This is a genomic window from Streptomyces sp. NPDC015171, from assembly GCF_043079545.1.
Classification (GTDB): Bacteria; Actinomycetota; Actinomycetes; order Streptomycetales; family Streptomycetaceae; genus Streptomyces.
Map to the genome: position 1 here is coordinate 487,784 of NZ_JBIBUO010000001.1, position 14,267 is coordinate 502,050.

The window sequence follows — 14,267 nt, forward strand, 5'->3', positions numbered from 1 at the left end:
GAGCCGCATCCCGATGTCCGAGCCGGAAGAGCGTCACGAGATCCACGAGACCCAAGGGATCGACATCCACACGACCGCGGGCAAACTCGCGGATCTCCAGCGTCGCATCCACGAGGCGACGCACGCCGGCTCCGCGCGCGCCGTCGAGAAGCAGCACGCCAAGGGCAAGCTGACGGCCCGTGAGCGGATCGAACTGCTCCTGGACGAGGGCTCGTTCGTCGAGCTCGACGAGTTCGCCCGGCACCGGTCGACCAACTTCGGGCTGGACGCGAACCGCCCGTACGGCGACGGCGTGGTCACCGGGTACGGCACGGTCGACGGCCGCCCCGTGGCGGTCTTCTCCCAGGATTTCACGGTCTTCGGCGGCGCACTCGGCGAGGTCTACGGCCAGAAGATCGTCAAGGTCATGGACTTCGCGCTGAAGACCGGCTGCCCGGTCATCGGCATCAACGACTCCGGCGGCGCCCGCATCCAGGAAGGCGTCGCCTCCCTCGGGGCGTACGGCGAGATCTTCCGCCGCAACACGCACGCCTCCGGTGTGATCCCGCAGATCAGCCTGGTCGTCGGCCCGTGCGCGGGCGGCGCTGTGTACTCACCCGCGATCACCGACTTCACGGTCATGGTCGACCAGACCTCGCACATGTTCATCACCGGACCGGACGTCATCAAGACGGTCACCGGCGAGGACGTCGGCTTCGAGGAACTGGGCGGCGCCCGCACCCACAACGCCGCCTCCGGCGTGGCGCACCACATGGCGGGCGACGAGAAGGACGCCATCGAGTACGTCAAGCAGCTGCTGTCGTACCTGCCGTCCAACAACCTCAGCGAGGCCCCGGTCTTCCCGGAGGAGGCGGACCTCGCCGTCAGCGCCGAGGACCTGGAGCTGGACACGCTGGTCCCGGACAGCGCGAACCAGCCGTACGACATCCGTACGGTGATCGAACACGTCCTTGACGACGCCGAGTTCTTCGAGACCCAGGCGCTGTTCGCACCGAACATCGTGACCGGCTTCGGCCGGGTCGAGGGCCACCCCGTCGGTCTCGTCGCCAACCAGCCGATGCAGTTCGCCGGCTGCCTGGACATCGACGCGAGCGAGAAGGCGGCCCGCTTCGTGCGCACGTGCGACGCCTTCAACGTCCCGGTGATCACCTTCGTGGACGTGCCCGGGTTCCTCCCCGGCGTCGACCAGGAGCACACGGGCATCATCCGCCGCGGCGCCAAGCTGATCTTCGCGTACGCGGAGGCGACCGTCCCGCTGATCACGGTGATCACCCGCAAGGCCTTCGGCGGCGCCTACGACGTCATGGGCTCCAAGCACCTGGGCGCGGACCTGAACCTCGCCTGGCCGACCGCGCAGATCGCCGTGATGGGCGCGCAGGGCGCGGTCAACATCCTGCACCGCCGGACCATCGCGGAGGCGGAGACGAACGGCGAGGGCGCCGAGGCGACCCGCGCCCGTCTGATCCGGGAGTACGAGGACACCCTCCTCAACCCCTACATCGCGGCCGAGCGCGGCTACATCGACGCGGTGATCATGCCGTCGGACACCCGCGCGCACATCGTCCGCGGCCTGCGCCAGCTGCGGACCAAGCGGGAGTCCCTGCCGCCGAAGAAGCACGGCAACATCCCCCTCTAGGCCCGCCGACCCTGGGAGCGGTTCATGAACATCAAGGTCGTACGAGGAAACCCGACCCCGGAGGAGCTGGCCGCCGCACTGGCGGTGGTCCGCGCCCGCGCCGCGGCGGCGGCGACGGTGCCGTCCGGCGCTCAGGGCCCGAGGGACGCGTGGTCCGACCCGTCGCGGATCGCGGCGGCCCGCCTGCCCGGGCCGGGCCCTGCGGCGTGGACCCGCACCTACTGGCCGGGCTAGCCGCCGGGGGCGCCGCCGCCCGCCCCGCAAGTTGAGTACGAATACTCAGGCACCCGGCACCCCCCAGGCCGCACGCTGGGGGAATGCTGTGGTCAGACCCGGAGAACGAGCCGCCGAAAGAACTGCGCGACATGCAGAGGATGCTGCGGCGGCTCGGTCTCCTCATGGCTCTCGCCATGGTCCTGATCATGATCGTCACCGGCCTGAGGTGAACCGGGCGGCACGCCGTGACTAACCTGACGGCATGACTGCAAAGCGCCCCAGGCGGCTCGTGCTCGCGTCCCAGTCCCCCGCCCGGCTGGGCCTGCTCCGCCAGGCCGGACTCGCTCCGGAGGTGATCGTGAGCGGCGTCGACGAGGACGCCGTCACCGCCCCCACCCCGGCGGAGCTGGCGCTCGCCCTGGCCGAGGCGAAGGCGTCGGTCGTGGCGGCGCGGCCGGAGGTGCAGGGCGCCCTGGTGATCGGCTGCGACTCGGTGCTGGAGCTGGACGGGCAGGCGCTCGGCAAGCCGGCCGACGCCGAGGAGGCCACCGCCCGCTGGAAGTCCATGCGCGGGCGGGCCGGGGTACTCCAGACGGGTCACTGCGTCTGGGACACGCAGGCCAAGCGGTACGTGTCGGCGACCGCGTCCACGGTGGTCCGGTTCGGCGAGCCGAGCGACGCCGAGATCGCCGCCTACGTGGCCTCCGGCGAGCCCCTCCACGTCGCCGGGGCCTTCACCCTGGACGGCCGTTCGGCGCCGTTCATCGAGGGCATCGACGGCGACCACGGCAATGTGATCGGCATCAGCCTGCCGCTGGTCCGCAGGCTCCTCGCGGAACTGGGCGTGGGTATCACGGAGTTGTGGTCGCCGGAGCGGTGACACCGGCGGGGGCGGCGTCCTGCGGCCCCTCGTCCCCGTCCTGCGGCTCGTCGGCGCGGCCCGCCGGCGCACCCGCGCCGGCCGGGACCGCCGCGGCCGCCGCGCCCGGCTCCGCCCGTGCGGCGGGTCCGGCGCCCTGCCCCGGCGCACCGCCGGACGCGGCGCTCTCCGGGCCGCCCGCACGGTCGTACGTCATCAGGAGCAGCACGATCAGCCCGAGTACGACCACCATGGACGCGAACGCCGTCCAGCCGACCAGGCCCCAGGCGAACGCGCCGAGCAGGCCGTGCACCACGGCCGCGCTGATCAGCAGGACACGCCCGAAGCCGGCCGGGGCCCGGTCGCGTATCGCGACGAGCGCGGCCACCAGGGCGCACAGGGCGAAATAGCCGCCGAAGACGATGCCGCCGATCTTCGAGGACATCGCCATCGTGGACGGGTCGAGACCCGCCAGGGACATGTCCTGCCGGTCGACGACCACGCCGAGGAACCAGTTCAGCGCGGCGATGAGGACGGCCTCCGCCAGGAGGACGACCGCCACGACCCATGCCACCGGTCTGCGCACCACCGGTCCCACCCACTCTCAAGCCAGCAGCCTGTTACCTCAGGTACGTTCGAGACAGCGCGAACGCTACTAACGGGTAAACCCAGGGACAAGGGTTCGGGCAGCAGCAAAGAATCATTGGGCCATTCGTAGGGACTCGACAAAGAAACAGAGTGGGGCGCGGCACGCCTTCACAGAGACCTTGACCACATGACAGGGCTAGGGTTTTCCGAAGGAGTCCTGCGTACCGAGGTGCGACAAGGACTTTCGCGGGTCGAGCGGGCCTCGTATCACGCTCCGTGTGGGCAAGCTCACCACTGGGGACGGGTCGAAGTGTCGTGTCGGCAGTCCCTAAACTCGGCTTGTTTCAAGGAGGGAGCCTCAATCGTGCGCAAGGTGCTCATCGCCAACCGTGGCGAAATCGCTGTCCGCGTGGCCCGGGCCTGCCGGGATGCCGGGATCGCGAGCGTGGCCGTCTACGCGGACCCGGACCGGGACGCTCTGCATGTCCGCGCCGCGGATGAGGCGTTCGCCCTGGGCGGTGACACCCCGGCCACCAGCTATCTGGACATCGAGAAGGTCCTGAACGCGGCTCGTGAGTCCGGTGCTGACGCCGTCCACCCCGGATACGGCTTCCTCTCGGAGAACGCCGAATTCGCGCAGGCGGTCCTGGACGCGGGCCTGAACTGGATCGGTCCCCCGCCGCAGGCCATCCGCGATCTGGGTGACAAGGTCGCCGCCCGGCACATCGCCCAGCGCGCCGGCGCCCCCCTGGTGGCCGGCACCTCCGACCCGGTCTCCGGGGCCGACGAGGTCGTGGCCTTCGCCCGGGAGCACGGCCTGCCCATCGCGATCAAGGCCGCCTTCGGCGGTGGCGGACGCGGCCTGAAGGTCGCCCGCACCCTCGAAGAGGTCCCCGAGCTGTACGAGTCCGCCGTCCGTGAGGCGGTGGCCGCCTTCGGCCGCGGCGAGTGCTTCGTGGAGCGCTACCTGGACCGTCCGCGGCACGTGGAGACGCAGTGCCTGGCGGACAAGCACGGCAACGTGGTCGTGGTCTCCACCCGTGACTGCTCGCTGCAGCGCCGTCACCAGAAGCTCGTCGAGGAGGCTCCCGCGCCGTTCCTGTCGGACGAGCAGGTCGCGGAGCTGTACCGGGCGTCGAAGGCCATCCTGAAGGAGGCCAGCTACGAGGGTGCGGGCACCTGTGAGTTCCTGGTCGGCCAGGACGGCACGATCTCCTTCCTGGAGGTCAACACCCGCCTCCAGGTCGAGCACCCGGTGACCGAGGAGGTCGCCGGCGTCGACCTGGTCCGCGAGATGTTCCGTATCGCCGACGGCGAGGAACTGGGTTACGGCGACCCGGAGCTGCGCGGTCACTCGTTCGAGTTCCGTATCAACGGCGAGGACCCGGGCCGCAACTTCCTCCCGGCCCCCGGCACGGTCACCCGGTTCGCCCCGCCGTCCGGCCCCGGCGTCCGCCTGGACGCGGGTGTGGAGTCGGGCTCGGTCATCGGCCCGGCCTGGGACTCCCTGCTCGCCAAGCTGATCGTGACCGGCCGTACCCGCAAGGAGGCCCTGGAGCGGGCCTCCCGCGCCCTGGAGGAGTTCCAGGTCGAGGGCATGGCCACCGCGATCCCGTTCCACCGCGCGGTCGTCACGGACCCGGCGTTCGCCCCGGAGCTGACCGGCTCCGAGGAGCCTTTCACGGTCCACACCCGCTGGATCGAGACCGAGTTCGTCAACGAGATCAAGCCCTTCGCCGCCCCGGCCGACGCCGAGGCGGAGGAAGACCTGGGCCGCGAGACGGTCGTCGTCGAGGTCGGCGGCAAGCGCCTTGAGGTCTCGCTGCCCTCGTCGCTGGGCATGAGCCTGGCCCGTACGGGTCTGGCGGCCGGTGCCAAGCCCAAGCGCCGGGCGGCGAAGAAGTCGGGCCCGGTCGCCTCCGGCGACACCCTCGCCTCGCCGATGCAGGGCACGATCGTGAAGATCGCGGTCGAGGAGGGCCAGGAGGTCAAGGAGGGCGAGCTGATCGTCGTCCTGGAGGCCATGAAGATGGAGCAGCCCCTGAACGCCCACAAGGCGGGCACGATCAAGGGCCTGACCGCCGAGGTCGGCGCGTCCATCACCTCGGGCGCCCCGATCTGCGAGATCAAGGACTGACCCGGACGGCACACACGCGCACGCGCCCGGCGGACCGCCACGGTCCGCCGGGCGCGGCGTTCTCCCGGCACGCCTTCCCGTACGGCCGCACACCGCCCCGCGGCCCGGAAATCCGTTCACCGGGACCGCGCGAGCCGACGGAACGATTCACCGGCGCCCCGGCCACCCGCCGGCCCGTTTCCCCACGGGCGGGGAACTCACAGCGGAGAACTCACGGCGGGGAACTCACAGCCGGGAACCGCGGGGATCCACAGCAGCGATCCCACAGCGGCGACCACACAGCGGTGACCGCCCGCGACGAGGAACCAGCACACGGAACCACCACCCGGATCCGCGACGAACCACCCGTACCCGGAAGCACGACGAGAGACTGCCGGCCGGCCCCTCGGGGCCGCTTCAGGGACCAAGCGCAGGGACTCGCCCCAGAGACCGCTCAGGGACCACTCAGAACCGCCCCTGGGACCACTCCCGGGAACCACCCCAGGCAACCGCCCCAGGAACCCCAGGCAGGAACCAACCGCCCCAGGAACCCAGGCAGGAACCAACCTCCCCAGGCACCTCTTCCCAGGAACAGCCCCTGGGGGCCGCCGGCCGGGCGGGCGCCCGGACTCGGCTCCGGCGGTCGCCTTCGCGCCGCGGCGGTCGTCCCTGCCGTGGCGCACCGCAGGCGATGCGTCGGCGGCGGGCCCTACCGCCGCCGCAGGTCGGCTACCCGCCCCCGGTCGGCTGCCGTGGGCTCCCCGAGCCCTCCGCCCGAGCGGAGCGCCACATGCCCCCGTCGCGGTCCCGGCAGCGGAGCGCGGCGGCCCGCCGGGACCTGTTCACCCCCCGGGTTCCCGGTCGCCCCGGTGACGGCGATCTGCACCCCCTGGTCGGCGAGCGCCTGCAGCTCCGTGACGGCTCGGTCGTCGTGGGCCGGCGGCTCGTCGGTGACCAGCCGGGTGATGAGGTCCGTGGGCACCGTCTGGAACATGGTGTCCGTGCCGAGCTTGGTGTGGTCGGCGAGGACCACGACCTCCGCCGCGGCCTGGACCAGCGCCCGGTCGACGGAGGCCGAGAGCATGTTGGAGGTGGAGAGCCCGCGTTCGGCGGTCAGACCGCTTCCGGACAGGAACGCCTTGGACACCCGCAGGCCCTGCAAGGACTGTTCGGCGCCGGAGCCGACCAGGGCGTAGTTGGAGCCGCGCAGGGTGCCTCCGGTCATCACGACCTCCACCCGGTTGGCGTGGGCCAACGCCTGCGCCACCAGGAGGGAGTTGGTGACGACCGTCAGGCCCGGCACGCGGGCGAGCCGGCGGGCCAGCTCCTGCGTGGTCGTACCGGCGCCGACCACGATGGCCTCGCCTTCTTCGACGAGGCCCGCGGCGAGGTCGGCGATGGCCGTCTTCTCCGCGGTCGCGAGATGGGACTTCTGCGGAAAGCCGGACTCTCGCGTGAACCCGCCCGGCAGTACCGCACCGCCGTGCCGGCGGTCGAGGAGTCCTTCTGCCTCCAGTGCGCGCACGTCCCGCCGTACGGTCACTTCGGAGGTCTGGACGACGCGGGCGAGCTCACGGAGCGACACGGCACCGTTCGCTCGCACCATTTCGAGGATCAATTGGCGACGTTCAGCAGCGAACACGAAACTGACAGTAACCCCAGCGACCGTCTGCTTTCAGCAGTTTGCGCCGAATAACAGAAGTTGTTCGCATGGCAGGGCGGCAGATGGTATAGGACCTCCGCGCCCCGACTATGCCGCCCGCACACGCCGCAACTCCCCGTGACCAGCGGGAAGTTGCCGCAGGTCTCAGCCCTCCGCGCTCGCCTTGCGGGTGTGCAGCTGCCGGGCGACCTCCGCGATCGACCCCGAAAGGGAGGGGTACACCGTGAACGCGTTCGCGATCTGTTCGACTGTCAGATTGTTGTCGACGGCGATCGAGATGGGGTGGATCAGTTCCGAGGCGCGGGGGGCCACCACCACACCGCCGACGACGATCCCGGTGCCGGGACGGGAGAAGATCTTCACGAAGCCGTCCCGGATGCCCTGCATCTTGGCGCGCGGGTTGCGCAGCAGGGGCAGCTTGACGACCCGTGCGTCGATCTTGCCCGCGTCCACGTCCGCCTGCGTGTAGCCGACGGTCGCGATCTCGGGGTCGGTGAAGACGTTGGAGGAGACCGTCTTCAGGTTCAGCGGGGCCACCGCGTCGCCGAGGAAGTGGTACATCGCGATACGGCCCTGCATGGCGGCCACGGACGCGAGGGCGAAGACACCGGTCACGTCACCGGCCGCGTACACGCCCGGGGCGGTCGTGCGCGAGACCTTGTCGGTCCAGATGTGACCCGACTCGCGCAGCTTGACGCCGGCGTCCTCCAGGCCGAGGCCCGCGCTGTTCGGGATGGCGCCGACGGCCATCAGGCAGTGCGTGCCGGTGATGACCCGGCCGTCGGCCAGCGTCACCTCGACCCGGTCGCCCACGCGCTTGGCGGACTGCGCGCGGGAGCGGGCCATGACGTTCATGCCGCGGCGCCGGAAGACGTCCTCCAGGACGGCGGCGGCGTCCGGGTCCTCGCCGGGCAGCACCCGGTCGCGCGAGGAGACCAGCGTGACCTTGGAGCCGAGGGCCTGGTAGGCGCCGGCGAACTCGGCGCCGGTCACGCCCGAGCCGACCACGATCAGCTCTTCCGGCAGCTCGGTGAGGTCGTAGACCTGCGTCCAGTTGAGGATGCGCTCGCCGTCGGGCTGGGCGTCGGGCAGCTCGCGCGGATGACCGCCGGTGGCGATGAGGACGGCGTCGGCGGTGAGGGTCTCCTCGGTGCCGTCCGCCGCGGTGACGACGACCTTGCGGGAGCCGTCGAGGGACTGCATGCCGTCCAGCCGGCCGCGTCCGCGCATGACGCGGGCGCCGGCCCGCGTCACGGACGCCGTGATGTCGTGGGACTGGGCGAGCGCGAGGCGCTTCACCCGCCGGTTGACCTTGCCGAGGTCCACCCCGACCACCCGGGCCGTCTGCTCCAGCGGAGGGGTGTCGTCCGCGACGATGATCCCCAGCTCCTCGTACGAGGAGTCGAAGGTGGTCATCACCTCGGCCGTAGCGATAAGAGTCTTCGACGGCACGCAGTCGGTCAGTACCGACGCTCCGCCCAGACCGTCGCAGTCGACGACGGTCACCTCCGCGCCGAGCTGGGCGGCCACCAGGGCCGCCTCGTATCCGCCGGGTCCGCCACCGATGATCACGATCCGAGTCACGTACTCCATTGTCCCGCACGCTTCAACGTGCCACTGCCCGGGGGCGCCACCGGGGTCACCCCTGGGGCGTCCGAGGCGTGTGGGGCGGCTGCCGTACCCTCTGTGCATGTCGCTCTATGCCGCGTACGCCGGCAACCTCGACGCGCGGCTGATGTCCCGCCGCGCCCCCCACTCCCCGCTGCGCGCCACCGGCTGGCTGAACGGCTGGCGGCTGACCTTCGGCGGCGAGCAGCTGGGCTGGGAGGGCGCGCTGGCGACGCTCGTCGAGGACCCGCTGGCCTCGGTCTTCGTCGGCCTCTACGACATCGCGCCCATGGACGAGGAGGCGCTCGACCGGTGGGAGAGCGTGGGTCTGGACATCTACCGGCGGGTACGCGTGCGCGTGCACACCCTGGACGGCGAGGAGTCGGCCTGGACGTACGTCCTCAACACCTACGAGGGCGGGCTGCCGTCGGCGCGCTATCTGGGCGAGATCGCCGACGCGGCGGAGTCAGCGGGGGCCCCGCACGACTATGTGATGGAACTCCGCAAGCGCCCCTGCTGAGCCGGTCCACCCCCGCTTCCTGCGGTTTTCCCCCTGCCGAACCCCCGGTTCGTGGGAAACCACAAGACCCCGGAGGCAAACCCGTTGGCTCTGTCATCTACGCGCGTAGGCGAAGAGCGGTTACCCTCATCGGCGTGAACGCATCTCTTCTTCCGGACGACATCCAGGGCGACCCGTACGCCGCCGCCGACGCCGCCGCCGCGCGCCTGCGCGAACTGACCGGCGCCGAGACCCACGACGTCGCCCTCGTGATGGGCTCCGGCTGGGCTCCGGCCGTCGACGCCCTGGGCGCACCCGACGCCGAGTTCCAGGTCACCGAGCTGCCGGGCTTCCCGCCGCCGGCCGTCGAGGGGCACGGCGGCAAGGTCCGCTCGTACTCCTTCGGTGACAAGCGCGCCCTGGTCTTCCTGGGCCGTACGCACTACTACGAGGGCCGTGGCGTCGCCGCCGTGTCGCACGGCGTGCGCACCGCCGTCGCCGCCGGCTGCAAGACCGTGGTCCTCACCAACGGCTGCGGCGGCCTGCGCGAGGGCATGCGCCCCGGCCAGCCGGTGCTGATCAGCGACCACATCAACCTCACGGCGACCTCCCCGATCGTCGGCGCCAACTTCGTCGACCTGACGGACCTGTACTCGCCGCGCCTGCGCGCCCTGTGCAAGGAGATCGACCCCTCCCTGGAGGAGGGCGTCTACGCGCAGTTCCCCGGCCCGCACTACGAGACCCCGGCCGAGATCCGCATGGCCCGTGTCATCGGCGCCGACCTGGTCGGCATGTCCACGGTCCTGGAGGCCATCGCCGCCCGTGAGGCCGGCGCCGAGGTGCTGGGCATCTCCCTGGTCACCAACCTGGCCGCGGGCATGACCGGCGAGCCCCTCAACCACGAGGAGGTCCTCCAGGCCGGCCGTGACTCGGCGGCCCGGATGGGCCAGCTGCTGACGCAGGTGCTCGGCCGCATCTAGGCGGGTATCCCCAGGACGCTGGGCGGGGCGCCGCCGCCGGTGGCGGCGCGGCCCCGCTTCCGCGCCGTCCGGCCCGCCCGGGCCGGGCGGGCCGGCGGGCAAGACGGTAGACACAGGAGAGGTTGATCCCAAGGTGCACGACGATCTCATCGCCCGGGCCACGTCCTGGCTCGCCGAGGACCCGGACCAGGAGACCCGCGACGAGCTGGCGAAGCTGATCGACGCCGGTGACGTCGAGGAGCTGTCGGCCCGCTTCAGCGGCACCCTCCAGTTCGGCACCGCCGGTCTGCGCGGCGAACTCGGGGCCGGTCCGATGCGGATGAACCGCAGCGTCGTGATCCGCGCCGCCGCGGGCCTCGCCGCGTACCTGAAGAAGAACGGCCAGGACGGCGGGCTCGTCGTCGTCGGCTACGACGCCCGGCACAAGTCCGCCGACTTCGCCCGGGACACCGCCGCCGTGATGACCGGCGCCGGCCTGCGCGCCGCCGTCCTGCCGCGCCCGCTGCCCACCCCCGTGCTGGCCTTCGCCATACGGCACCTGGGCGCGGTCGCCGGCGTGGAGGTCACCGCGAGCCACAACCCGCCCCGGGACAACGGCTACAAGGTCTACCTCGGCGACGGCTCCCAGATCGTGCCGCCCGCCGACGCGGGGATCGCCGCCGAGATCGACGCGATCGTCTCCCTGGACGACGTACCGCGTCCGGAGGCCGGCTGGGAGATCCTCGACGAGTCGGTCCTGGACGCCTATCTGGCCCGTACGGACGCCGTCCTGGACGCCGGCTCGCCGCGCACCGCCCGCACGGTCTACACGGCGATGCACGGCGTCGGAAAGGACGTCCTGCTGGCCGCGTTCGCCCGCGCCGGCTTCCCCGAGCCGGTGCTCGTCGCCGAGCAGGCCGAGCCCGACCCGGACTTCCCGACGGTCGCCTTCCCCAACCCGGAGGAGCCGGGCGCGATGGACCTGGCGTTCGCGCGGGCCCGCGCGAGCGACCCGGACCTGATCATCGCCAACGACCCGGACGCGGACCGCTGCGCGGTGGCCGTCAAGGACGGCGGCGACTGGCGCATGCTGCGCGGCGACGAGGTCGGCGCCCTGCTCGCCGCCCACCTGGTCCGGCGCGGCGCCCGGGGCACCTTCGCGGAGTCGATCGTGTCCTCCTCGCTGCTGGGCCGGATCGCCGAAGCGGCGGGTCTGCCGTACGAGGAGACCCTGACCGGCTTCAAGTGGATCGCCCGTGTCGACGGCCTGCGCTACGGCTACGAGGAGGCCCTCGGCTACTGCGTGGACCCGGAGGGCGTGCGGGACAAGGACGGCATCACCGCGGCGCTGCTGATCACCGAGCTGGCATCGGGGCTGAAGGAGGCGGGCCGTACCCTTCTCGACCTGCTCGACGACCTCGCCGTGGAGCACGGCCTGCACGCCACCGACCAGCTGTCGGTGCGCGTCCAGGACCTCTCGCTGATCGCGGACGCGATGCGCCGCCTGCGCGAGCAGCCGCCGACCGAGCTGGCCGGCCTGGCGATCACCCGGGCCGAGGACCTGACGCGGGGCACGGACCGGCTGCCGCCGACCGACGGCCTGCGCTACACCCTCGACGGCGCCCGGGTCATCGTCCGCCCGAGCGGCACCGAGCCGAAGCTGAAGTGCTATCTGGAGGTCGTCGTGCCGGTCGCCGAGCACGCCGGGCTGCCGGCAGCGCGCGCCCGCGCGGACGAGCTGCTGGCGGCGGTCAAGCGGGACCTGTCGGCGGCTGCCGGCATCTGAGCCCGTTCGCCGGACGCCGGGCGCGTCCACCGGGCGCCGGGCGCCGGGCCGCCGCATGCTCCCCGGCCGCCCTCCGCCGTCGCCTCCGTACCACCCTGGAACACGGGTACGGATGTTCTCCCGCCCCCCGGGAAACGTCCGCCCCTGGCGCCCCGCCGGCCTTGCCCGGCGGGGCGCCTTGCCGTGGCGCCACCGGGTCGTCCCGGCGGCGGCGCTGCGGCCGGCGCCGGACGCGCCTGCCCGGAGCGGCCGTTCGGACGCGCCTGTCCGGAGCGGCCGTTCGCGCAGTCCGCGGCGCGCGGGTTCCTGGGGCTGCCGCACAGCGCTTCCGTGGCGCCGTGTCCGACGACGGCGCCCGGGGTGTCCCTGCTCGGCGAGGGGGGCACGGGCCGAGCGCGGCTCGTCCATGAGCAGGCCCCCCGACGAGCGGCGCCGGGTGTCCCCCGTGGGAGGCCCGGCGCGCTGGGCGGGGCCGGCCGGCGAACGCACCCGCTCGCCGGCCGGTCCCGGACTCAGCCGTTCGTAGCCAGCAGGATCGCCAGCAGCACCGCCCCGGCCACCGCGGGCGCGATCACCTCGTAGGCCCAGCGCACGGTGACCTCGCCCTGGGCCGGCCCGTCGCCCGCGTGTTGCTCCCGCAGGTCCCGCAGGTCGTCCATGACCTTGTCGGTCGCGGCCCGCGTCGGCCCGGTCTCCGGACCGCGCAGACCGCCGAGGCCGCCGAACCCGCCGAGGCCGCCGCCCCGGCCCCCCGGCGTCACCCCGCGGGCCGCTTCCGCCGCCGCCCGCTGCTGCCGGCGGACCGCCTTCTTGCGGCCCCGCAGCGAGACCGGGACGGCCCACAGCTGGTACTTGGCGCCGGAGGCGACGACGACCTCGTTGGAGTAGCCGGAGCGCAGCTCGCCGACCTCGCCCCAGGGCACGGTGATCACCCGGAAGGGGTTGCGGACGCGCAGCCGCTCCGCGCCGGCGAAGACCGCCGGGCGGAGCGTGAAGGCGGAGATCAGCGGCACGGCCAGGATCAGCCCGGCGAGCGCCAGCCACGGGGTCCGGCCGTGGCCCTTGAACATCGCGTCGAAACCCAGCCAGAGGATGAGCGCGAGCAGCAGCACGCCGCCCGTCAGCCCCAGGGGCGAGCGGTAGATCCGGTCCTTGGCGGCGGGTGCCGGAGGCGGGGACGCGGGTGACGGGTGGTCCGGGGTGGTCATGGGCCGATTCTGCCCGACGCCCCGCGCCGCGCGACCGCGCGCCCGGGAACCGGCGCTCATCCGTGATCTCCGGACCCGGGATGAGCAGCGGGGGTGTACAGCCGCTACGCGCGTAGATATGCTCATCTGGTGACCATGCCCAGTACTGCATCAGCTGCGTACTCCCCCACTGCTGAACGCGTGGGCGGTACCCCCATCGGCGACGTCGCCGCTTCCGACAGCACGCTGCGCCGCTTCCTCCACGGACTGCCCGGTGTCGACGCGGTCGGCCTGGAGGCGCGCGCCGCCTCCCTCGGCACCCGTTCCGTCAAGACCACCGCGAAGGCGTACGCCATCGACCTCGCCATCTCGATGGTCGACCTGACGACGCTGGAAGGCGCGGACACCCCGGGCAAGGTCCGGGCGCTCGGCGCCAAGGCGGTCCATCCGGACCCGACCGACCGGACGGCCCCGACCACAGCGGCCGTCTGCGTCTATCCCGACATGGTGGCCGTCGCCAAGGAGGCCGTCGCCGGCTCCGGCGTCAAGGTCGCCTCGGTCGCCACCGCCTTCCCGGCCGGCCGGGCCGCGCTCGGCGTGAAGCTGGCCGACGTGCGGGACGCCGTCGCCGCGGGCGCCGACGAGATCGACATGGTCATCGACCGCGGCGCGTTCCTCGCCGGCCACTACCTGAAGGTGTACGACGAGATCGTCGCCGTGAAGGAGGCCTGCGGGACGAGCGCCCGGCTGAAGGTCATCTTCGAGACCGGCGAGCTGTCGACGTACGACAACATCCGCCGGGCGAGCTGGCTGGGCATGCTGGCGGGCGCGGACTTCATCAAGACGTCCACCGGCAAGGTCGCCGTCAACGCGACCCCGTCCAACACCCTGCTGATGCTGGAGGCGGTGCGCGACTTCCGCGCGCAGACCGGCGTCCAGGTCGGCGTGAAGCCGGCCGGCGGCATCCGCACCACCAAGGACGCGATCAAGTTCCTGGTGCTGGTCAACGAGACCGCGGGCGAGGACTGGCTGGACAACCACTGGTTCCGCTTCGGCGCCTCCTCGCTCCTGAACGACCTGCTGATGCAGCGCCAGAAGCTGGCCACCGGCCGCTACTCCGGCCCCGACTACGTGACGGTGGACTGATCCA

13 protein-coding genes are annotated in these 14,267 nt (G+C 72.3%); 9 read left to right on the forward strand and 4 right to left on the reverse strand.

All coding sequences use genetic code 11. The annotated features are described in order from the left end of the window. The first annotated feature begins 13 nt into the window (after positions 1 to 13). The 4 genes from ACF073_RS02250 (at position 14) to ACF073_RS02265 (ending at position 2,732) form a co-directional block, all read left to right on the forward strand. On the forward strand, positions 14 to 1,636 hold the full coding sequence (locus ACF073_RS02250; protein WP_392066050.1) for an acyl-CoA carboxylase subunit beta: 1,623 nt from the start codon (positions 14 to 16) through the stop codon (positions 1,634 to 1,636). A gap of 24 nt (positions 1,637 to 1,660) precedes the next feature. Continuing rightward, a complete protein-coding gene (locus ACF073_RS02255; protein ID WP_392066052.1) occupies positions 1,661 to 1,870 on the forward strand; it encodes an acyl-CoA carboxylase epsilon subunit in 210 nt (69 codons plus the stop codon). An 83-nt stretch (positions 1,871 to 1,953) separates the two neighbouring features. Then, positions 1,954 to 2,082: a morphogenic membrane protein MmpB gene (gene mmpB, locus ACF073_RS02260; RefSeq protein WP_392066054.1), complete on the forward strand. Its 129-nt coding sequence runs from the start codon at positions 1,954 to 1,956 to the stop codon at positions 2,080 to 2,082. Positions 2,083 to 2,114: 32 nt separating this feature from the next. Continuing rightward, on the forward strand, positions 2,115 to 2,732 hold the full coding sequence (locus tag ACF073_RS02265; RefSeq protein ID WP_392066056.1) for a Maf family protein: 618 nt from the start codon (positions 2,115 to 2,117) through the stop codon (positions 2,730 to 2,732). Here ACF073_RS02265 and ACF073_RS02270 read toward each other — a convergent pair. After that, entirely contained in the window at positions 2,704 to 3,300 is a 597-nt protein-coding gene (locus tag ACF073_RS02270) for a hypothetical protein (protein WP_392066058.1), read from the reverse strand. The genes ACF073_RS02265 and ACF073_RS02270 overlap by 29 nt on opposite strands. 363 nt (positions 3,301 to 3,663) lie before the next feature. Here ACF073_RS02270 and ACF073_RS02275 point away from each other — a divergent pair, with 363 nt between their 5' ends. Next, positions 3,664 to 5,436, forward strand: a complete 1,773-nt coding sequence (locus ACF073_RS02275) for an acetyl/propionyl/methylcrotonyl-CoA carboxylase subunit alpha (RefSeq protein WP_392066060.1) — start codon at positions 3,664 to 3,666, stop codon at positions 5,434 to 5,436. Positions 5,437 to 6,124: 688 nt separating this feature from the next. On the opposite strand, the gene ACF073_RS02280 is transcribed toward ACF073_RS02275, so the two are convergent. Continuing rightward, positions 6,125 to 7,033 carry a DeoR/GlpR family DNA-binding transcription regulator gene (locus ACF073_RS02280; RefSeq protein ID WP_392066863.1) on the reverse strand — a complete coding sequence of 303 codons (909 nt, stop codon included), beginning with the start codon at positions 7,031 to 7,033 and terminating at the stop codon, positions 6,125 to 6,127. A gap of 189 nt (positions 7,034 to 7,222) precedes the next feature. Beyond that, entirely contained in the window at positions 7,223 to 8,671 is a 1,449-nt protein-coding gene (locus ACF073_RS02285; RefSeq protein ID WP_392066062.1) for an NAD(P)H-quinone dehydrogenase, read from the reverse strand. Positions 8,672 to 8,768: 97 nt separating this feature from the next. Between ACF073_RS02285 and ACF073_RS02290 the strand changes: the two genes are divergently transcribed. The 3 genes from ACF073_RS02290 (at position 8,769) to ACF073_RS02300 (ending at position 11,930) form a co-directional block, all read left to right on the forward strand. Then, positions 8,769 to 9,206 (forward strand): gamma-glutamylcyclotransferase, encoded by a 438-nt coding sequence (locus ACF073_RS02290; protein WP_392066064.1) that lies wholly within the window; start codon positions 8,769 to 8,771, stop codon positions 9,204 to 9,206. Between the two features lie 134 nt (positions 9,207 to 9,340). After that, positions 9,341 to 10,165, forward strand: coding sequence for a purine-nucleoside phosphorylase (locus ACF073_RS02295; protein WP_392066066.1), 825 nt, complete (start codon positions 9,341 to 9,343; stop codon positions 10,163 to 10,165). A 133-nt stretch (positions 10,166 to 10,298) separates the two neighbouring features. Continuing rightward, complete coding sequence (locus ACF073_RS02300) at positions 10,299 to 11,930, forward strand: phospho-sugar mutase (protein WP_392066068.1); 1,632 nt, start codon at positions 10,299 to 10,301, stop codon at positions 11,928 to 11,930. 512 nt (positions 11,931 to 12,442) lie between these two features. Here the strand turns inward: ACF073_RS02300 and ACF073_RS02305 are convergent. Beyond that, complete coding sequence (locus tag ACF073_RS02305) at positions 12,443 to 13,138, reverse strand: PH domain-containing protein (RefSeq protein ID WP_392066070.1); 696 nt, start codon at positions 13,136 to 13,138, stop codon at positions 12,443 to 12,445. 129 nt (positions 13,139 to 13,267) lie between these two features. Here ACF073_RS02305 and deoC point away from each other — a divergent pair, with 129 nt between their 5' ends. Further along, positions 13,268 to 14,263, forward strand: coding sequence for a deoxyribose-phosphate aldolase (deoC, locus tag ACF073_RS02310; protein WP_392066071.1), 996 nt, complete (start codon positions 13,268 to 13,270; stop codon positions 14,261 to 14,263). Positions 14,264 to 14,267: the final 4 nt, after the last annotated feature.